Source organism: Pseudoxanthomonas koreensis (assembly GCF_010093225.1).
Classification (GTDB): Bacteria; Pseudomonadota; Gammaproteobacteria; order Xanthomonadales; family Xanthomonadaceae; genus Pseudoxanthomonas; species Pseudoxanthomonas koreensis.
The window spans coordinates 1-17,631 of sequence record NZ_PDWM01000052.1 but is presented as its reverse complement, the minus strand read 5'-3'; the positions used below and the strand labels follow the sequence as shown (position 1 = coordinate 17,631).

Sequence of the window (17,631 nt, the reverse complement as noted above, 5' to 3'; positions counted from 1 at the left end):
TTTGTACACTGACTACTAGCTCAGTCTGACATATACCCATCGGTACACTCAGCATTGGCGACTTGCAGCGTTCTCACATATCTATCGAGAGCTCAGGTGTCATTCTCTTTTTTATTGTCAGTGCGCCACCGCTCGCCGAGATCCACCATTTCCCCTTGGTCTGAAGGGTCAGATGGGTATAAGAAACGGCTCGCGGGGTGGGGGATCGGGGGTTCATCGCGGCCTGGCACGGGCGGGACGCGCCCCGGCGCCGCGCGACCGCGGCCCGGAAAAGCAAAGACCGGCGCGAGGCCGGTCTGCGTACCGCGATATCACTGCATGGATCAATGGTCGGGGAGACAGGATTCGAACCTGCGACCTCTACGTCCCGAACGTAGCGCTCTACCAGCCTGAGCTACACCCCGACAAGGCCGCGCATGATACTGGATCGGCGCGGTCCAGGGCAAGGATCCGGTGCATTTTTTCTCCGGATCCGGTCATCGCCGGGGCGTCCGCGGCGCAGCGGCGGCGCCCGTGTTCACTCGCCCGGCTTGGCCGCCGAACTGGACGCACCGGAAGAGGCGCGGCGGGCGAGGGTGGCCTCGCGGTGGGCGATATAGGCGTTGGCGCCGAGGATCACCGTCGCGCCCAGTACCGTCCAGCGGTCCAGGGTCTCGTCGAACAGGATCCAGCCGAGCACGCCCACGATCGGCAACTGCATGAAGCTGATCGGGGTCAGCGCCGAGACTTCGCCGAGCTTGAGCGCGCGCGTCCACAGCATGTGCCCGCCGGTGCCGAAGAAACCGGCCGCGACCACGTACGCCCAGGTAATGCCCTGCGGCCACTCCCACACGCCCAGCGCCGGCACCAGCGACATCGGCACCCACAGCAGGGTGGTCCAGATCACGATGCGGTCGGCCGGCTCGGTGGCCGAGAGCTGCTTGATCTGGATGGCGACAATGCTCGACAGCAGCGCCGCCAGCAGCGCCACCATCGTGCCGTAGCTGAACTCGCCGCTGCCGGGGCGCACGATCAGCAGCACGCCGAGGAACCCCAGCGCCACCGCGATCCAGCGCCGCGCCCGCACCTGCTCGCCCAGCAGCGCGGCCGCGGCTATGGTCACGAACAGCGGGGTGGAATAGGACAGCGACACCGCCTGCGCCAGCGGCAGGTGGCCGATCGCCCAGAACCCGGCCAGCATCGAGCAGATCCCGACCAGGCAGCGGAACAGGTAGCGCGGGAACTGGTCGGTGCGCAGCAGGCCCGGCCCGTGCCGCAGCAGCAGCGGCAGCGCGGCGAGCAGGCCGAAGAAATTGCGGAAGAAGGCGATCTCGAAGGTGTGCAGGCTGGCCGAGGCCAGCCGGATCGCCACCGCCATCAGCCCGAACAGCACGGTGCTGCCGAGCATCAGCGCTGCGGCGTGCCAGTGGCTGTGGGCCGGGGCGGGCTGTGGCGTGGCGGTCATCGCTTCACGGCGGGCCGCTGCCGCCCCTCACCACTGCGCGCCGACGATGCGCGGCTCCGGCTCCAGCGCCACGCCGAAGCGTTCGCGCACCGAGGCGGCGATGCGCCGGGCCAGTTCCAGCAGCTGCATGCCGCTGGCGTGGCCGGGGTTGACCAGCACCAGCGCGTGCGCCGCGGACACGCCGGCATCGCCCTCGCGCGCGCCCTTCCAGCCGCAAGCGTCGATCAGCCAGGCCGCGGACAGCTTGCGCGTGCCGTCGCCGTCGCCGCGGACCCCCGGCAGGCGCGGATGCGCGTCGGCCAGCGCCTGCGCCTGCGCCGCCGGCACGATCGGGTTCTTGAAGAAGCTGCCAGCGTTGCCGATCTCGGCCGGGTCGGGCAGCTTGCGGCGGCGGATCCGGATCACCGCTTCGGCCACGTCGCGCGCGCCCGGCGCCTGCACGCCCATCGCGGCCAGTTCCTCGCCGATGCCGGCGTAGTCCAGCCGCGGCGTGCTGCCGCGCTCCTCGCGCGCCAGCTCCAGTTCCACCGCGGTGACGATCCAGCGCGACGGCTCGCGCTTGAACACGCTGTCGCGGTAGCCGAAGCCGCAGGCCTGGCGGTCCAGCCGCACCATCCGCGCGGCGTGCCGGTCCAGCGCCTCGACCGCGACCACGTGCTCGCCGACCTCCACGCCCTAGGCGCCGATGTTCTGGATCGGCGCGGCGCCGACGCTGCCGGGGATCAGGGCCAGGTTCTCCAGCCCGCACAGCCCTTGCGCCAGGCTCCACATCACCAGCTCGTGCCATCCGGCGCCGGCCGTGGCGCGCACGCGCACGCGTTCGCCGTGGTCTTCCACCAGGTCGATGCCGGCGGCGCGCAGCGCCACCACCGCGCCCGGCGCGTCGCCGGCGAACAGCAGGTTGCTGCCGCCGCCGAGCATCAGCAGCGGCAGGCCGTGCAGCTGGTCCAGTTCCAGCGCTTCGGCCAGCGAGCCGGTGTCGTTGACTTCCAGCAGCCACGGCGCGCGCGCGGCGACGCCGAAGGTGTTGCGCGTGGTGAGGTCGGCGTCGCGCTGCAGGCGGAACAGCGCGGTCATGCCGGCGCACCCGTGGCGCGGATGCCCGGGGGAAGCTCGTTCATGCCGATCCGGCCGTCCCGCGGCTGGGCGATTCCTTGCGCCGGCGCATGGCGTCGATGCATTCGCCGATCAGTTCCGGGCCGCGGTAGACCAGGCCGGTGTAGACCTGCACCAGGCTGGCGCCGGCGGCCATCTTCGCGACCGCGTCGGCGCCGGAAAGGATGCCGCCCACGCCGATCAGCGGGATCGATTCGGGCAGGCGCGTGCGCAGCCGGCGCAGCACCAGGGTGGACTGGCCCATCAGCGGCGCCCCGGACAGGCCGCCAGTCTCGTGCGCGTGGCGGCGGTCGGGCACCGCATTGCGGGACACCGTGGTGTTGGTGGCGACCACGCCGTCCACGCCGAGGTCGGCGAGCACGCGCGCGGCGGCGTCGATGTCGCTGTCGCTCAGGTCCGGCGCGACCTTGACCAGTACCGGCACCCGCCTGCGATGCTGCGCGGCCAGCCGTTCCTGCGCCTCGCGCAGGGTGCCGACCAGGCGGCGCAGCGACTGCTCCTCCTGCAGTTCGCGCAGGCCGGCGGTGTTGGGCGAGGAGATGTTGACGGTGATGTAGTCGGCCAGCGGGTAGACCCGCTCCATGCAATAGAGGTAGTCGCTGGCGGCGTCCTCGTTCGGCGTGTCCTTGTTCTTGCCGATGTTGATGCCGAGCACGCCGTCCTTGCGCCGCGCGCGCGCCACGTTGCGCGCCAGCGCGTCGACCCCGGCGTTGTTGAAGCCCAGCCGGTTGATCAGCGCCTCGTCGCCGCGCAGGCGGAACATGCGCGGCTTCGGATTGCCCGGCTGCGGCCGCGGCGTGACCGTGCCGATCTCGATGAAACCGAAGCCCAGCGCCATCAATGCGTCGATGTGCTCGCCGTTCTTGTCCAGGCCGGCGGCCAGGCCGACCGGATTGGGGAAGGACAGGCCCAGCAGCTTGGTCGGCATCGGCTTGCGCGGGCTGGCCAGCAGGCCGATGGTGCCGCTGCGCCACGCCAGCTCCAGCGCCTTCAGCCCGAGGCCGTGGGCACGTTCGGCGTCCAGGGCGAACAGGAAGGGGCGGGCGAGGGAGTACATCGGCGCGACGTCCTCAGGAATTCATCGTCGCGAACCAGGCGAGGCCGCCCAGGACCGTGAACAGCAGGACGATGCCGATGATCCACAGCGCGGCCGCGATCCAGCCCAGCACCAGTCCGGCGATGGCCAGGCCGTCGCCGTCGAGCTGGCCGTTGCTGCGGCGGATCTCGCCGCGTGCCATGTGCCCGCAGACGATCGCCACCAGCGTGCCGATGAAGGGCACCAGGGTCCAGCCGAGGATGCCGGCAACGAGGCTGGCGATGGCGAGCGAGCTGGTGCGGCGGATCTGGTTCATCGGCGGGTGGGGTCCTGTCGGGGGAGCAGGGTGGACAACGGTGCCCGGCGCGGGCCTTGGCCCTGTGACGGGGCGATCGAGGGGGGCGATCGAAGAGGGGATTATTCCAGAACCCGGCCCCGCCGGTGCGCGCGCAACCGGCGGCCGGCGCCCCTCGGGCCGGGTTGCGGGGTCGTGAAGGGCACGTGCCGGCCGCGGGAGCAGGCCTGGCGCGCGGCGGTTCCGGCCAGGGCGGCGGTGGCGGCTCAGTCCGGTACGCCGGCGAACACCCGGGTGTCGTAGTCGAAGTCGACGTGGCCGTCGATGGCGGTGTCGGCGAACAACTGCTCCAGCGCGGCGAGCATCGGCGCGTGCCGCGGGTGGCCCTCGCGCGGCGCGTAGGAGGAGGACATCAGGCGGCCGCGCAGGGCCTCCAGGTCCAGGCGCTGCCCGTGCGGGAAGCGCGCCATCCCGCGCAGGCCGGGGCCGAACCAGCGCTGCATGTCCGCATCGTCGCCGTAGCGTTCGGCGACGCTGCTGTAGTCCAGGCCGTAATCGAGCAGCAGGCGCTCGTAGCCTTCGAGGAAGGCCGTGCCCTCGAGCCGGCGCGAATTCCAGTACACCGCCACCAGGCCGGGCGTGCCGTCGGCGTGCCGGCGCAGGATCCGCCGCCATTCCGGCTTGACCGCCTGCGGGTCGAACCAGTGGAAGGCCTGCGCCGCGGAGACCAGGTCGACGCTGGCGTCGGCCAGCGTGGTGGCCTCGGCGCTGCCGTCGACGGGGGCAAAGCGCGGGTTGGCTCCGAGCCATCCGGCCGCGGCCTGGCGCATGGCCGCGTTCGGCTCCACCGCCAGCACTTCGTGGCCGGCATCGAGGAACAGCTTCGAGGAAATCCCGGTGCCGGCACCGATGTCGGCGACTTTCCACGACGGCTGCACGTCCATTTCGTCGCGCAGCCAGGCGTACAGCGCCTCCGGATAATCCGGCCGGTAGCGGACGTAGTCGGCGACGCGGTCGCTGAAGCGGGTGGTGGAAGCCAGGTCGTTGGTCATCGGGATGGCTTCCACGGCCAAGGGCTCGTTCCCGCGCAGGCGGGAACCCACTGGGTTCGCCGAGTGGCGGCGGGGACCCGAGGCACTGGGCCCCTGCCTGCACGGGAGCGACGGTTAAAGGTCGAACCTGATGCCCTGCGCCAGCGGCAGCGAGTCGGAGTAGTTGATCGTGTTGGTCTGCCGGCGCATGTACACCTTCCACGCGTCCGAACCGGATTCGCGGCCGCCGCCGGTGTCCTTCTCGCCGCCGAACGCACCGCCGATCTCCGCACCCGAGGTGCCGATGTTGACGTTGGCGATGCCGCAGTCGCTGCCGGCCGCCGACAGGAACTTCTCGGCCGCCTTCAGGTTCTGGGTGAAGATCGACGACGACAGGCCCTGCGGCACGCCGTTCTGCATCTCGATCGCTTCGTCCAGGTCCGAATATTTCATCACGTACAGGATCGGGGCGAAGGTCTCGTGCTGCACCACCGCGTCGCTGTTCTTCAGGCCGGTGATGATCGTGGGCAGGACGAAATGGCCCGGGCGGTCCAGCGCCGCGCCACCGGTCTCGACCTTGCCGCCGGCGACCTTGGCCTGTTCGACCGCGGCCAGGAACTGCTCCACCGCGCCGCGGCTGTTGAGCGGGCCCATCAGGTTGGCGGTGTCCAGCGGATCGCCGATCTTGCCTTCGACCTGCTTGTAGGCCTTGACCAGGGTTTCCAGCACGGTGTCGTAGATGGACTCGTGCACGATCAGGCGGCGGGTGGTGGTGCAGCGCTGGCCGGCGGTGCCGACCGCGCCGAAGACGATGCCGGGGATCGCCAGCTTCAGGTCCGCGGTTTCGTCGAGGATGATCGCGTTGTTGCCGCCCAGCTCGAGCAGGCAGCGGCCCATGCGCCGGGCGACCTTGACCGCGACCTCGCGGCCGACCTGGGTCGAACCGGTGAAGCTGATCAGCGGGATGCGCTTGTCCTCGACGAACTTCTCGGCCAGCGCGGTGCCGGCGTCGTTGACCAGGAAGAAGATGTCGGGGAAGCCGCCTTCCTTCAGCGCCGCGTTGCAGATCTTCAGCGAGGCGATCGCGGTCAGCGGGGTCTTGTTCGACGGCTTCCAGATGCAGATGTCGCCGCAGATCGCCGCCAGGAACGAGTTCCACGCCCACACCGCGACCGGGAAGTTGAACGCGCTGATGATCCCGACCAGGCCCAGCGGGTGGTACTGGTCGTACATGCGGTGGCCGGGGCGCTCCGAATGCATGGTGTAGCCGTAGAGCATGCGGCTCTGGCCCACCGCGAAGTCGGCGATGTCGATCATCTCCTGCACTTCGCCGTCGCCTTCGGCCTTGCTCTTGCCCATCTCCAGCGCGACCAGCGAGCCGAGCGCGTCCTTGTTCCGGCGCAGCGCCTCGCCGCACAGCCGGATCGCCTCGCCGCGGCGCGGCGCCGGGACCGTACGCCAGGCCTTGAACGCGGCCTGGGCGTTGGCGACCACCGCCTCGTAATCGGCCTCGCTGGTGGCCTGGACCTCGGCGATCACCTCGCCGGTGGTCGGGTTGGCCGGGCGCAGCACGCCGGCGCCGGTGGCGTCGGACCAGCGGCCATCGCCGAGGTAGGTGCCGGAATTGCTGGAAGCCAGGCCGAGGGTCTGGAGCAGGGAAGCGGACATGGAATCTCCTGGAGGGGTGCGGGCTGGGGCCCGGAGCCGCGCCGGCGCTGGGGCCGGCGGCGTCTCGATGCGTGTGGGCGATTCTAGCAAAGCGCCCCTCCCGGCCTGCCGCACGCGCCCCCGCCTTTGGCCCTGCCGGTGCCGCATGCGACAATCCGCCGCCTTGGCCCCGTAGCTCAGCTGGATAGAGCGTCCCCCTCCTAAGGGTAATCGTCTTTTGTCGTTCAACAGGAAAGCAAGGGAAAACAAGTGGATAGGTCTATTTTCAAGTCGATTGAAGAACGGGCCAGACACCACCAAACACCCCCATACACCGCTTTCTTGTCCCAGATTTGTCCCGACAGATGAGCGCACGCTCACTCCAAAGGCTGCGGGAGATGTACCCCGGACGCTACGCGCTACGGGCCGAGGAAGTCGCGCTTGTCTTGCGTGGCAAGAACACCCGGCGCGTGGTCGAGCGCCAACGCGAAAAGATGGCGGATGGGCGCCATCCAGGTGCGCGCAAGATCGACGGAACTTGGCAACTGCCACTCGACGACTTGGCGGAAATCCTTGAACCCGCGTCGGTCGCCACGCCCGTGCTGCCCGCCGGCCACAGCGCCGCCGCACCGTCCAGGACCGGCCGACGCAGGTCCGAGATCGGCCCGCGTCTCGGCTTCATCCACGACGCCCTGTTCTGGTCGCAGGTCTTCCGGGCGCTGGGGTTCGTGGACGAGGCGCGCGAACTCGACGAGCAGGCCCAGGCCATGCGCGACGAAGGCAATCAGGTGCGTGCCCTGGAACGGGCGCGCGAGCGCCGGGCACGGCTCACGGACTTGGCGAACGCTGGCGGTCGGGTGATTCCGGATGCGCCGCCGAAGGACGGCGGGCTTTGATTGCCGGCGGTCCGCGACCGCCCGTCTTGTCATCGGCCTGATACTCGGCGCGGCTCTGTTAGGTTGATTGCGTGCTCCCCGGCACCCCATACCGCCCGGTTGTGGGCCAGGAGACGCCGCGCTGCGTCCGGCGCAAGCGTTCGCTGCTCCACGGTGTTGCGCCCCTACGGGTGCGCCGGGCGCTGGTCGCGCGGCGTCGGGGTGGCCCACGGCGGCATGGTGCTGCCGGGGAGAACACCAATGCGTCAACGCGAAGCACAGGACACCCGCGCCGAGTATCAGGCCGACGACAGCACGATCCTCGCGCAGGCCGAAGCCATCCTGCGTCGCCGACTGGAACGGCTGGGAGCCATCACTGACCCGACGCAAGCCAGCGATTTCTTCCGCATGCGCCTGGCGGGACTGGAACACGAGCAGTTCCACGTCCTGTTCCTGGACACGCGCCACCGGATCATCGCCATCGAAGTACTGGCCCGTGGCACCGTGGACGGCGCCGAGGTCCACCCTCGCGAGGTCGTCAAGGCCGCCCTCGGCCACAACGCTGCCGCCGTGATCCTGGCGCACAACCACCCGAGCGGAAACCCGGAGCCGTCCGCCGCCGACCGCGCCATTACCGCCCGTTTGAAGCAGTCGCTGGCGCTGGTCGATATCCGGGTGCTGGACCACATCGTGGTCGGTGAAACCTGCGTCAGCCTTGCTGCTCGGGGATGGGTATAACCCATCCTTGGCGGGTATCATCGTAGGCGACGGCGTCGCAACAGACTGGCGCTAACTAAATCACAAGCGGGCGCAGGCATGCGCCCGCTTAGCATGGGGACACTGAATGCCTTGGCTGGAATGGCACAACCGCAATGACGACTTGAAGGCGACGGCGAAGACGCCTTATCACCTGCTTCAACCGATCCAGTCGCTGTCCCATGGCGACGAGGACGCACCGAACATGTTGATCCAGGGTGAAAACCTGGAAGCCTTGAAGGCGCTGCTGCCCTACTACGCCGGACAGGTGAAATGTATTTTCATTGACCCGCCGTACAACACAAAAAGCGCATTCGAGCTTTACGACGACAACTTGGAACATGCCAAGTGGCTGTCCATGATGTATCCGCGCTTGGAACTATTGCGCGAACTACTGGCAGAAGATGGGTCGATATACGCAACTATCGATTTCAACGAAGCACACTACCTAAAAGTTTTGATGGATGAGGTATTCGGGCGGAAGAACTTCCAGCGCGAGATCATTTGGCGCATTGGCTGGCTGTCGGGCTACAAGACGATGGCAAAGAACTACATACGAAATCACGACACCATCCTCTATTATTCTAAAAACGCTGAGAAAACATATTTCCAAAAGGAATATATCGAAAGAAAAGATTTTGCTGAGCGGTTCTCCGATGCTGCTTACAAAGCCTTGTTATCTCGCCTAACCGATCTAGGAGTTTCAAAGAAAGAGGCTTCCGAGTTTATGGATGCCGCTCAGGTGGAAGGACTTCCTGAACGTTATCCCTTGGAAGACACTTGGAACTCTTCCATTTACGACAAACTTAATAGTATCGCGGTGGTTTCCTTCTCTGGTGAATCCGTTTCCAAAATGCTTGGCGTTGAAGAGTTGAAGGGGCAAAAATCAGAGGCCTTGATACGAAGAATTTTGCGAAGCTCAACCAGGCCTGGGGACTTAGTGCTGGACTCTTTTGCGGGCACCGGAACCACTGGTGCCGTTGCTCACAAAATGAAGCGTCGATGGATAATGATTGAACGTGGCGACCATGCGACTACGCACGTGGCGCCGCGCCTCAAACTCGTAATCGATGGTCAGGAGCAAAGTGGAATAACAAAAGCCGAGGACTGGCAGGGTGGCGGCGGGTTCCGCTTCTATCGGCTAGGCCCCAAGGTGTTTGACGACAACGGCCGGATCAATCCCGAAATCAAGTTCGAGCACCTAGCCGCGCATATCTGGTTCGCGGAGACCGGCACCGCGCGCAGCACGCGCGCCATGAAGTCGCCGCTGCTGGGCGTCCATAACGGCACCGCCTACTACCTGCTCTACAACGGCATTCTTGGCGACAAGACGCTGGCGGGCGGCAACATGCTGACCATGAAGGTGCTGGCGGGCCTGCCGAAACATGACGGCCCGATGGTGATTTACGGCGAAGGCACGAACATGACCAACGACCGCCTGCGGTCGCTGGGGATCAAGTTCAAGAAGACCCCCAACGATATCCGGGCGAGGTGATGGCATGGAGTTGAAGGACTACCAGGAAAAGACACTCGACCGGCTGCGCGACTTCCTGCGCGCTGCGCAGGAGATCGGTATCGCCGAAGCGTTCGCCGCGCACGCGCACCCGGACGCCAAGACCATGCTGGTGCCCGAGTACCGCAACCTGCGCGACAAGGACGGCCAGGAACTGCCCAGCCTGCGCGACGTTCCCTATGTGGCGATCCGTATCCCCACCGGCGGCGGCAAGACCCTGATGGGCGCGCACTTCATCCGGTGCGCGGCGGACAACTGGCTGGAACGCGACCGGCCACTGGTCGTGTGGCTGGTGCCCAGCCGCACGATCAAGCAGCAGACCCTGGACGCGTTCAAGAACCGCCGCCATCCCTACCGGCTGGAACTGGACGCCGCGTTCGGTGGCCAGGTCTCGGTGCTGGATAGCGACGACATTGAGCAACTGACGCCGCAGGAACTGGCTACGCGCACTTGTATCGTCATTGCGACGATGGCGGCGGCGCGCGTCCACGACATTGATATCCGCGACTTCTATGCGCACAAGGAGGCGCTGGAACCGCATTTCATCGCCTTGCCGAAGGACGCCCCGCTGCCGGACCTGGAACAGACGGAGGACGGCAAGGAGCCGCGTTTCTCGTTCGCCAACCTGCTGCGGCTCCATCGCCCGCTGGTGATTACCGACGAGGCGCACAACGCGACCAGCGACCTGTCCGGCGTCGTGTACGAACGCCTGGCCCCGAGCGCCATCATCGAACTGACCGCCACGCCGGACATGGCCACCAGCAATGTGCTGGTGCGCGTGTCGGCCTCGCAGTTGTTCGCCGAGCAAATGATCAAGTTGCCGGTGCTGCTGGAAGAGCACTTGGACGGCTGGGACGTAGCCCTGCGCCATGCGCTGCTGCGCCGGCAGGAACTGGAAGAGATCGCCAAGAAGGAACCCGACTACATTCGCCCGATCCTGCTGATCCAGGCCGAGCACAAAGGCGGCGAGGCCACGGTCGAAACCATCTACGAGCACCTGACCGGCGAAGACGGCGAACGGATCGACAAGGACTGGGTGAAGATCGCCACGGGCGACCAGCGCGAACTGGACGGGATCGACCTGTTCGCGGAAGACTGCCCGGTGCGCGTCATCATCACGATGGAGGCGCTGAAAGAGGGCTGGGACTGTTCGTTCGCCTATGTGCTCTGCTCCGTGTCCGGCACGAAGTCCGCGACCGCCATCGAGCAGTTGCTAGGCCGGGTGCTGCGCATGCCTTACGCGCGCACACGCGACCAGACGGCACTGAACAAGGCTTACGCGCATGTCGTCTCGCCCTACTTTGGCGCGAAGGCGGTCGAGTTCACCGACCACCTGGAAAGCATGGGATTCTCGCGACTGGAAGCCGCGCAGAACCTGCCGGTCCAGCCGGCACTGATTCCCGGCGATGGCGAACACCCGGCGCTGAAAGTTGAGACCCTGCGGTTCACGGCGACGAAGAAGCCGGACCTGGCGAACGTGCCAGCGGGCGACCTGCGCAACATCACGATCAAGCCCGCCGAGGAAGCAGGCAAGTTCGAGGTGGAGGTCAAGGGCGCGATCCAGCCCGAGAGCGTCGAGGCCATCGCCAAGGTCTTCACCGGCAAAACGAAGGAGCAGGTGCGCACCTCGCTGGAACAGCACAACACGCGCGCCAGGTTGCGCGAGACGCCCGCGCAGAAAGGCGTGACGTTCGAAGTGCCACAGTTGTCGATCAAGTTCGGCGACCGCGTCGTGCCAGTCGAGAACGACCTGCTGGTGGAGGACGGATTCTGGAATCCGGATGCAGCGGGAACGCTGGACACGCTGACCTTCGACACGCGCACGCAGACCTGGGAAATCGACATCGGCGAGAAGGCGGTGAAGATGAACATGGTCCAGGAGCCACAGGCCGAGTACCTGTCCGGCCTGACTGGCGACTGGGAGGAAGCCGACCTGCTGGTGTGGCTGGAAGGCAAGGTCGTCCAGAACGACGTGCGCCACGAGGCCATGATCGCGTGGATCGCGCAGGCCATCGCACCGTTGAAGCACAAGGGATACAGCCTGGGCCAACTGGTGCGCGGGCGCTTCATCATCGCGCGTCGCCTGCTGGCCCTGCTGGACGAGGCCCGCACCAAGCGCGGCAACCAGGCGCACCAGCGCCTGTTCGCGCTGGAAGAGGTCGTGGTCGATCCCGCCGTGGTGTTCAAGTTCTCGAACCTGGCCTATCCCATGCGCTCGCCGTGCCCGGCGCCGATGGAGTGGCCGAAGCACTACTACGAGGTACCGGGAGACTTGCCGTATCGCCGCAAGGACGGCGAACTGGCCGAGGAGTACCGCTGCGCGCTTGCTATCGAGCGCAACGCCGACGTGGAGGTGTGGGTGCGCAACCTGGCCCACCCGACACAGTTCCGGTTCCCGACCGCGACCGGCTCCACCTATCCCGACTTCATTGCGAAGTTGAAGGATGGCCGCATTTTCGTGATCGAGTACAAGGGCGACGACCGCTACGACCACCCGAAGAACGTCGCCAAGCGCGCCGTGGGCGAACTATGGGCGCGCAAGTACCCGAACGGCCTCTACCTCATGCCGCGCGACAAGGACGAGGAAGGGCGCGACATTGACCAGCAACTTGCGGCGGCGATAGCGGCCAAGCGATAGAAGAAAAGCCTTAGAACTTCCTCGGGCTGTTATCGGCGGACGGTTGGCCAGGGCGACTTGTCGCCCCTTCGATGGCGCTGTCTAACAGCCCGATCCTGCGGAGAAGTTCCTTCTTCTCCGCTTCCCACGCCTTTCTGTCCGCCGCATGCTGCTCTCTCTCGGCCAACAGGCAGGCCGCGCCCTTGTTGAGCCCGTCCAGAAACTTCTCGCCAGCGTCGTAGAGTTTTGGAGCACTGTATTCGCCCAGCAACTTCATACCCCTGCCGTGGCTGGCCGGCTCTCCCGGATAGAACGAGTGAACACCGCTCTCTTTCCAGTAGTAAACAGGCGTGCCGAGTGCCCGGCCGATATTCGCGGCTAGATTTTCGAGTTCTGCTTTCGTGGTCATGTGTCGTTCTCCGTTGTAATGGCTCGGGTCAGTTCAGTGCGTGATTGGAGCCTGGCGAAGTTTCTGGATGGAGCATGCCTTCAAGGAAGCCCTCGCCACGCACGAGAAGTTCGGCTGGCGACCCGGCCTTGATCAGCATGTTCGCGCCGAACTTGCCCAGGCAAAAGGTGGACGCCGAGGCGTAGTGGAGGTGGTGGACTTGCGTCGGTATCCCGCGCTTTTCGGTGATGGCAGCGGCAATGCGTTGCGCGAGTTCGTCGAGTTCCTGGTGTGTTGTGGTTTCCATTGCGTTCTCCTTATGGGTGGCGTTAGTTGATTTTCTAGGACGCGGTGCGCGCCATCAAGAAAATAAAATATGTTTTTTGCTGTTGATTTGGTCCGCGCGGATACGTTGTATCCGTCTTACGGAAATGGCGGCTTCCAGTTCGGCTCCATGCCCTCCTTGGCCAGGGCAGCAATACCCGCGACGACCGCCGCAGGATGTTTCCGAGCCACAGTGTCCAGGCCCTGCCGGGTGATCAGTTGCGGGTTGAAGTACTGGCCTTCGGGCAGTTCGATGATGATCCCGGCGGCCACGAGTTTCGCCAGCGCCTTCGAGATGGCCGGCTGTTTGACGCCGAGTAGCCCGGCCAGGCCCTTCTGGTTCACGGATACGAGGTTGCCGTGCTTCGCTAGGTCGAGCAGCGTCAGCAGCAACGCAATGGCGGTCGGCGACAACTTTTTCGTACGAATGATGACCGACAGCGAGCCGGTGAAACACAAGGCGAATGCGTTGATAGGGTCGATCTTTATGCGCTTCTTCGAGACGTGAACGTGGATCTCGCCTTCGATATCTTCCCGCTCCTGGACGGTCTGGATGGCGTGTGAAATCTGGTCGGTTATGGCGGGGTCGAGAGACATGGCAGTGCCTGCTGGTGGAGGAAGATAACCAGTAATGGATATTCCAACGCTGTCCAGCACACTGCGGATATACAAGCAGAGATTTAGATTTTAGATGGAGAGATGGGAGGGGCGGCGTGCCTCGCAACTCATTGACTCGCGCGGGATATTTCTTTCTTCGCAAACGGCACATTATTCCTGGCAAGAAATATCACCCCGCTTTCCAGTGAGCGAACAATGCCATCTAAGTCTCGGATACATCGTATTCCTGCGAGCGGAACGGCTTTTCGTCTTGCGTTGCGCAGGTTATCGGCTATCTGTGAATGCCCCCCACGACGAGGCATTCCAATGGCCGACGAGAGCAAGACCACGCAGGCGCTGTTGCGCGCGTTGTTGAAGGAAATGGAGAAATCACTGACCCAGCCGAAACCAGCGGCGGAAGATGAGGTATTTATTCCGCCCCCTGGATATCGCACGCGCGTGAACGTCAAGGAGTTCGAGCGTGGTCAGGAGGAAGGCGAATCCTGGTGGAAAGACGGCGGCGACGAGGACGCCTTCATTGGCTTACGCCCCAGGCCCAAGCCTGCGGCCAGACCACGCGCCAAGCGTCGCCTGCGCTGATTACCAGCGCGGTTTCGGGGCGCGGCGCACCGGAGGCGCAGCCTTCGGTGCCTGCGCCGGAACACGCGCAGCCAAGCGCACCGCGATCTTCGCGAACCGTTCGGCGACCGTGGGCGGCAGTGTCTTCGTCTGCCGCACCGGACGCGACGCAGCGGCGGCTTTGACAGCCACCGCGCCGCATCCGCTACGCGCGTTGCCGTAGGCCTGTTGCGTCCTATCGTTCGAATGCCCGAGCCACGCCGCCACGCCTGCGCGCGATTGACTGGCCTTCACCGAACTAGCGACGGCATGGCGAAACGCATACGGCGATAGCCCTGGCTGGACTTCGCGCATGGCACGGCGCACAGCGACGATATCCGTAGCCGTGGCAGACAGATCGCCGCCTGTTTCCTGGACATACGCACGCAGCAGCGCCACCGCGAGCGCAGACTGGCCGCGCCGCGTCGTGTCCACTTCCAGGAGTCGGGTCGGCTGGCCGCGTATAGCGTCAACTTTCGCACCAGCCACGGCCAGGCGCAGGCCCGTGGTGGTCGTGTCCAGGGCGACCCCCCGCACCAGTTCCGCCGGACGAATGCCGAACACAGCGAACACGCAGGCGAACAGTTCGACGCGAGTACAGCGCCCTGGTTGTCGGGCCAGCGCAACCAGCAACTGATCCGGCGTCGGCGCGTGCCGCCCCGCCTTGCGCTTGCTCCGGCTGATCGGGCGTTGCCCGGCGGCGCGCAGCGCCGCCGCCTTGTCCGCCCAGGTGGGACGGTCGGCGTCGAGGTACAAGGCGCGAAACACAACGGCCCGCTCGAACGCCTGCCGGGTGAACTCGCGCATGGCTTCCGTTTGCTTGGCCTTCCGCGCCGCTTCGGCCAGGGAACGGAGCCGCGCGATTTCCTGGGCCTCCGTCCAGCGGCACGCGCTGCGTAGGCGGTCAAAATGTGCCCGCGTACTCGCGGCGTCCAGGGGCGTGATCCCGGCTGTTCGCAGTCGGGCATGGTCGCGGCGGTATGCGGCCTGGGTCCCTGCGGATGGATTGGCCCCGCTGCTGGCCGCGTTGTCCAGTACCGCGCGCACGACCCGATCCATCGCGACCCCGGCAGGCTGACGCAGCCGCAGCGCCTCGGCCTCGGCGAGGCGCTGAGCCTCGGCCAACATGTCGCCAAATCGTGCGCGCAGGCTCACCGGCAACCCTGCGCCGGGATCGGCGGGTGTCTGGTCTGTCGCTGGCGTGCCGTCGTGCTTCATCCGTCCCCATGCCGATCAAGAGCAGGCCACAGGCTCCCGCCTGTGTCCCTCGGCCATCGCTGGCGCGCTGGCCGTCGCCCGGTCGCTCCTCGCTTTCCCCGTCGCCGCTGGACGCGGCAACGGTGCCGGGCGGCCTCTCTACGCCCTGCCGCTGACGCGCCAGGACTGCGAGAGGGCACATTGTCGGCCAGTGCCGACAATGTGCTGGGCCGTTCCTACTATGCGGCGGAACGGCAGAGCGGCAAGGGGCCGGGCTACCTGCCCGCAGCGTTCCGCATGCGGGTCGCGATCGCGGCGCTGATCGCGGCGGCAAAGTCGTCGGGGTTGAGTGCGGCCAAGTCAGCCGCCGCCTTGCGGATGGCGTCGGCGTTGCCCTGGTGGCCGCGCTCCATCGCGTCGATCTTCTTGCCGGTCTCCACCGGGTCCGGGTTGAAGTAGCGGAAGAAGGTCGCCAGATCCGTGTGGCCGGATACGCGCGCCGCTTCCGCCGCTGTCAGGAACCGCCCGAGTTCGGTGATACGGGTATGGCGCAGGTCGTGGATACGGGCACCCTCGACGCCTGCCCGCGCGCAGGCGCGTGTCCATGCCTGCGTCATCGTGTCGGCACGCAGGCGCTTGCCTTTGCCCGAGGTGAACACAGGACCAGAGAGGCCCAGCGCGGCCAACTGTTCCGCCGCCAGCGGACGCTTGGCGTTGGCAGGTTGAGCGCGGCGCACCACGATGGCAAGCGCGGCGGCTGGCAGCGGAATGACCCGATCCACCGACTTGCTCGCTCGACTCTTCGTCTCGCGCAGCAGTGCGGTCTTGTTCTTGAAGTCGATATCCGGCCAGTCCAGTTTCACGACTTCCGCGCGGCGGGCGGCAGTGAACCGGGCGAACGCGATGGCGTCCTGGGTTCCCTGCTCGTGCTGTTCGAGTTCCTTCGTGATCTTCTTCCACTCGTCAGCGGACACTACGCGCTCGCGGGCGTCGCTCACCGACAGCCCCTTGATCTCTTGGAGCGGGTTCTTGATTTCGACACCCCAGGAGCGTTCAGCACGCACGAACACCCCGCGCACCACCCCCAGGACGCGTTTCAACGACCCGGTTCCGGCTGGGTTGCCGTCGCGGTCTTTCAGCAGCGATTGGAGGGAATGGGCACCGTCGCCCACGAAGTCGGCGTATTCGAGGTCGCGCGTCCACTTGTCTACCAGGTCGGGGAACCCGGCGGCGTTGTGGCCCTTGCCATGGCCGAGCAGCATGCGGATGGTGCTGCGCTCGGTCCGGTGCGCCTTGTGGTCAATGCGCCCCTTTTCGAGGTCTTCCAGGTAACGTTCCAGCAACGCCCGCAAGGTCCAGGCGTCGCCGCGCAGGGCGTGAGGCTTGCCGAAGGTTTCCAGGGATTGTCGCTCGCGGATCGCATACGCCTCGGCGTCGGCTCGCGCCCGCTTCAAGTGGTCCACGTCCCCGGGCTTGGCCTTCGGGTTGACGGGATACCGTACCGTAGGGAGGGAATCCCGCTTGCCCTTCCTGGTCCAGCGCACCTTGACTTCCCAGCGGGGCGCTCCGTCGTCCCGGTAGTAAACCCCCGGTACGCTGCTTTGCGGTTTAGGTTTGGTCATCGGGCAGGTATCCTTGACGGGCTAAGCCTGTTGGAAGCACGGCCCCGTAGCTCAGCTGGATAGAGCGACGCCCTCCTAAGGCGTAGGTCGCCCGTTCGAATCGGGCCGGGGTCGCCATCTTCCATCAGGTCTTGTCCCACATTTGTCCCAATAGAACCAGAAAGTACCACGCCCCTAGCGATTTTTGACAAGACCTTTACCCCTCCTAAGGGGAAGGTCGCACGTTCGAATCGTGTCGGGGCCGCCAAGCCATGGCCTTGTCGACGGGCCGGGGAGAGGTTTCCCGGCGTGGATCCGGGGGCACGCGCCGGCAGGGCCAACGGCGCGGCCAGGGGGGTGGTTTCCCTTGTCGTTCGTGGCGCCTCGAGTCACTCGGCGAGGGTCAGGTCGCAGACCCACAAGGTCGTCACGTGGGTCTGGCCGCCCATGGGCACCTCTAAAAACCCCCGTCACCCCGTATCCTGAGCACCTCGCATCGCACCGAGGTCCATACCGATGATCAGCCTGTTTGCCGGGGACGAGCGCAAGGCCAAGCGTGAGCGGCTGGGCGATCCG

Annotated in this window: 15 protein-coding genes, 2 tRNA genes and 1 pseudogene; 6 read left to right on the top strand and 12 right to left on the bottom strand. The window is 66.1% G+C overall.

From position 1 onward, the window contains the following. Nucleotides 1–327 precede the first annotated feature (327 nt). The 7 genes and pseudogenes from CSC64_RS12805 to amaB form a co-directional block, all read right to left on the bottom strand. A tRNA-Pro gene (locus CSC64_RS12805) sits at nucleotides 328–404 on the bottom strand. A gap of 113 nt (nucleotides 405–517) precedes the next feature. Continuing rightward, nucleotides 518–1,444 carry a DMT family transporter gene (locus CSC64_RS12800; protein WP_162435720.1) on the bottom strand — a complete coding sequence of 309 codons (927 nt, stop codon included), beginning with the start codon at nucleotides 1,442–1,444 and terminating at the stop codon, nucleotides 518–520. A gap of 27 nt (nucleotides 1,445–1,471) precedes the next feature. After that, nucleotides 1,472–2,521 (bottom strand): annotated as a pseudogene (gene murB / locus CSC64_RS12795) (UDP-N-acetylmuramate dehydrogenase). Nucleotides 2,522–2,561: 40 nt separating this feature from the next. After that, nucleotides 2,562–3,617, bottom strand: coding sequence for a quinone-dependent dihydroorotate dehydrogenase (locus tag CSC64_RS12790; protein WP_162435719.1), 1,056 nt, complete (start codon nucleotides 3,615–3,617; stop codon nucleotides 2,562–2,564). Between the two features lie 13 nt (nucleotides 3,618–3,630). Then, nucleotides 3,631–3,912: a DUF4190 domain-containing protein gene (locus CSC64_RS12785; protein WP_162435718.1), complete on the bottom strand. Its 282-nt coding sequence runs from the start codon at nucleotides 3,910–3,912 to the stop codon at nucleotides 3,631–3,633. A 245-nt stretch (nucleotides 3,913–4,157) separates the two neighbouring features. After that, nucleotides 4,158–4,943 carry a class I SAM-dependent methyltransferase gene (locus tag CSC64_RS12780; protein WP_162435722.1) on the bottom strand — a complete coding sequence of 262 codons (786 nt, stop codon included), beginning with the start codon at nucleotides 4,941–4,943 and terminating at the stop codon, nucleotides 4,158–4,160. 114 nt (nucleotides 4,944–5,057) lie between these two features. Continuing rightward, nucleotides 5,058–6,590, bottom strand: a complete 1,533-nt coding sequence (gene amaB / locus CSC64_RS12775) for an L-piperidine-6-carboxylate dehydrogenase (protein ID WP_162435717.1) — start codon at nucleotides 6,588–6,590, stop codon at nucleotides 5,058–5,060. A gap of 344 nt (nucleotides 6,591–6,934) precedes the next feature. Between amaB and CSC64_RS12770 the strand changes: the two genes are divergently transcribed. The 4 genes from CSC64_RS12770 (at nucleotide 6,935) to CSC64_RS12755 (ending at nucleotide 12,351) form a co-directional block, all read left to right on the top strand. Then, nucleotides 6,935–7,465, top strand: a complete 531-nt coding sequence (locus CSC64_RS12770) for a hypothetical protein (protein WP_238390039.1) — start codon at nucleotides 6,935–6,937, stop codon at nucleotides 7,463–7,465. Nucleotides 7,466–7,705: 240 nt separating this feature from the next. Beyond that, nucleotides 7,706–8,182 (top strand): RadC family protein, encoded by a 477-nt coding sequence (radC, locus tag CSC64_RS12765; protein ID WP_162435716.1) that lies wholly within the window; start codon nucleotides 7,706–7,708, stop codon nucleotides 8,180–8,182. A gap of 106 nt (nucleotides 8,183–8,288) precedes the next feature. Next, nucleotides 8,289–9,695: a site-specific DNA-methyltransferase gene (locus CSC64_RS13975; RefSeq protein ID WP_162435715.1), complete on the top strand. Its 1,407-nt coding sequence runs from the start codon at nucleotides 8,289–8,291 to the stop codon at nucleotides 9,693–9,695. 4 nt (nucleotides 9,696–9,699) lie between these two features. Further along, the gene (locus CSC64_RS12755) at nucleotides 9,700–12,351 is read left to right on the top strand and encodes a DEAD/DEAH box helicase (protein ID WP_162435714.1); all 2,652 of its coding nucleotides are present in this window, start codon (nucleotides 9,700–9,702) and stop codon (nucleotides 12,349–12,351) included. A 10-nt stretch (nucleotides 12,352–12,361) separates the two neighbouring features. Here CSC64_RS12755 and CSC64_RS12750 read toward each other — a convergent pair whose 3' ends face one another. The 3 genes from CSC64_RS12750 to CSC64_RS12740 form a co-directional block, all read right to left on the bottom strand. Further along, a complete protein-coding gene (locus CSC64_RS12750; protein WP_162435713.1) occupies nucleotides 12,362–12,739 on the bottom strand; it encodes a hypothetical protein in 378 nt (125 codons plus the stop codon). A gap of 28 nt (nucleotides 12,740–12,767) precedes the next feature. Beyond that, the gene (locus tag CSC64_RS12745; protein ID WP_162435712.1) at nucleotides 12,768–13,025 is read right to left on the bottom strand and encodes a hypothetical protein; all 258 of its coding nucleotides are present in this window, start codon (nucleotides 13,023–13,025) and stop codon (nucleotides 12,768–12,770) included. Nucleotides 13,026–13,141: 116 nt separating this feature from the next. Further along, nucleotides 13,142–13,639: a helix-turn-helix domain-containing protein gene (locus CSC64_RS12740; RefSeq protein ID WP_162435711.1), complete on the bottom strand. Its 498-nt coding sequence runs from the start codon at nucleotides 13,637–13,639 to the stop codon at nucleotides 13,142–13,144. A 327-nt stretch (nucleotides 13,640–13,966) separates the two neighbouring features. On the opposite strand from CSC64_RS12740, the gene CSC64_RS12735 reads away from it, so the two are divergent. After that, nucleotides 13,967–14,239, top strand: a complete 273-nt coding sequence (locus CSC64_RS12735) for a hypothetical protein (RefSeq protein ID WP_162435710.1) — start codon at nucleotides 13,967–13,969, stop codon at nucleotides 14,237–14,239. Here CSC64_RS12735 and CSC64_RS12730 read toward each other — a convergent pair whose 3' ends face one another. Beyond that, a complete protein-coding gene (locus tag CSC64_RS12730; protein WP_162435709.1) occupies nucleotides 14,240–15,475 on the bottom strand; it encodes a site-specific integrase in 1,236 nt (411 codons plus the stop codon). A gap of 254 nt (nucleotides 15,476–15,729) precedes the next feature. Further along, nucleotides 15,730–17,076 (bottom strand): tyrosine-type recombinase/integrase, encoded by a 1,347-nt coding sequence (locus CSC64_RS12725; RefSeq protein ID WP_162435708.1) that lies wholly within the window; start codon nucleotides 17,074–17,076, stop codon nucleotides 15,730–15,732. A gap of 40 nt (nucleotides 17,077–17,116) precedes the next feature. Here CSC64_RS12725 and CSC64_RS12720 point away from each other — a divergent pair. Then, nucleotides 17,117–17,193, top strand: a tRNA-Arg gene (locus CSC64_RS12720). Nucleotides 17,194–17,631: the final 438 nt, after the last annotated feature.

Excerpts from the sequence above, each read along its gene's own strand:
- CSC64_RS12790 (WP_162435719.1), bottom strand. The coding sequence starts at position 3,617 with ATGTACTCCCTCGCCCGCCCCTTCCTGTTCGCCCTGGACGCCGAACGT.
- CSC64_RS12740 (WP_162435711.1), bottom strand. The coding sequence starts at position 13,639 with ATGTCTCTCGACCCCGCCATAACCGACCAGATTTCACACGCCATCCAG.
- CSC64_RS12750 (WP_162435713.1), bottom strand. The coding sequence starts at position 12,739 with ATGACCACGAAAGCAGAACTCGAAAATCTAGCCGCGAATATCGGCCGG.
- CSC64_RS12730 (WP_162435709.1), bottom strand. The coding sequence starts at position 15,475 with ATGAAGCACGACGGCACGCCAGCGACAGACCAGACACCCGCCGATCCC.
- amaB (WP_162435717.1), bottom strand. The coding sequence starts at position 6,590 with ATGTCCGCTTCCCTGCTCCAGACCCTCGGCCTGGCTTCCAGCAATTCC.
- CSC64_RS12770 (WP_238390039.1), top strand. The coding sequence starts at position 6,935 with ATGAGCGCACGCTCACTCCAAAGGCTGCGGGAGATGTACCCCGGACGC.
- CSC64_RS12800 (WP_162435720.1), bottom strand. The coding sequence starts at position 1,444 with ATGACCGCCACGCCACAGCCCGCCCCGGCCCACAGCCACTGGCACGCC.
- CSC64_RS12785 (WP_162435718.1), bottom strand. The coding sequence starts at position 3,912 with ATGAACCAGATCCGCCGCACCAGCTCGCTCGCCATCGCCAGCCTCGTT.
- radC (WP_162435716.1), top strand. The coding sequence starts at position 7,706 with ATGCGTCAACGCGAAGCACAGGACACCCGCGCCGAGTATCAGGCCGAC.
- CSC64_RS12725 (WP_162435708.1), bottom strand. The coding sequence starts at position 17,076 with ATGACCAAACCTAAACCGCAAAGCAGCGTACCGGGGGTTTACTACCGG.
- CSC64_RS12755 (WP_162435714.1), top strand. The coding sequence starts at position 9,700 with ATGGAGTTGAAGGACTACCAGGAAAAGACACTCGACCGGCTGCGCGAC.
- CSC64_RS12735 (WP_162435710.1), top strand. The coding sequence starts at position 13,967 with ATGGCCGACGAGAGCAAGACCACGCAGGCGCTGTTGCGCGCGTTGTTG.
- CSC64_RS12745 (WP_162435712.1), bottom strand. The coding sequence starts at position 13,025 with ATGGAAACCACAACACACCAGGAACTCGACGAACTCGCGCAACGCATT.
- CSC64_RS13975 (WP_162435715.1), top strand. The coding sequence starts at position 8,289 with ATGCCTTGGCTGGAATGGCACAACCGCAATGACGACTTGAAGGCGACG.
- CSC64_RS12780 (WP_162435722.1), bottom strand. The coding sequence starts at position 4,943 with ATGACCAACGACCTGGCTTCCACCACCCGCTTCAGCGACCGCGTCGCC.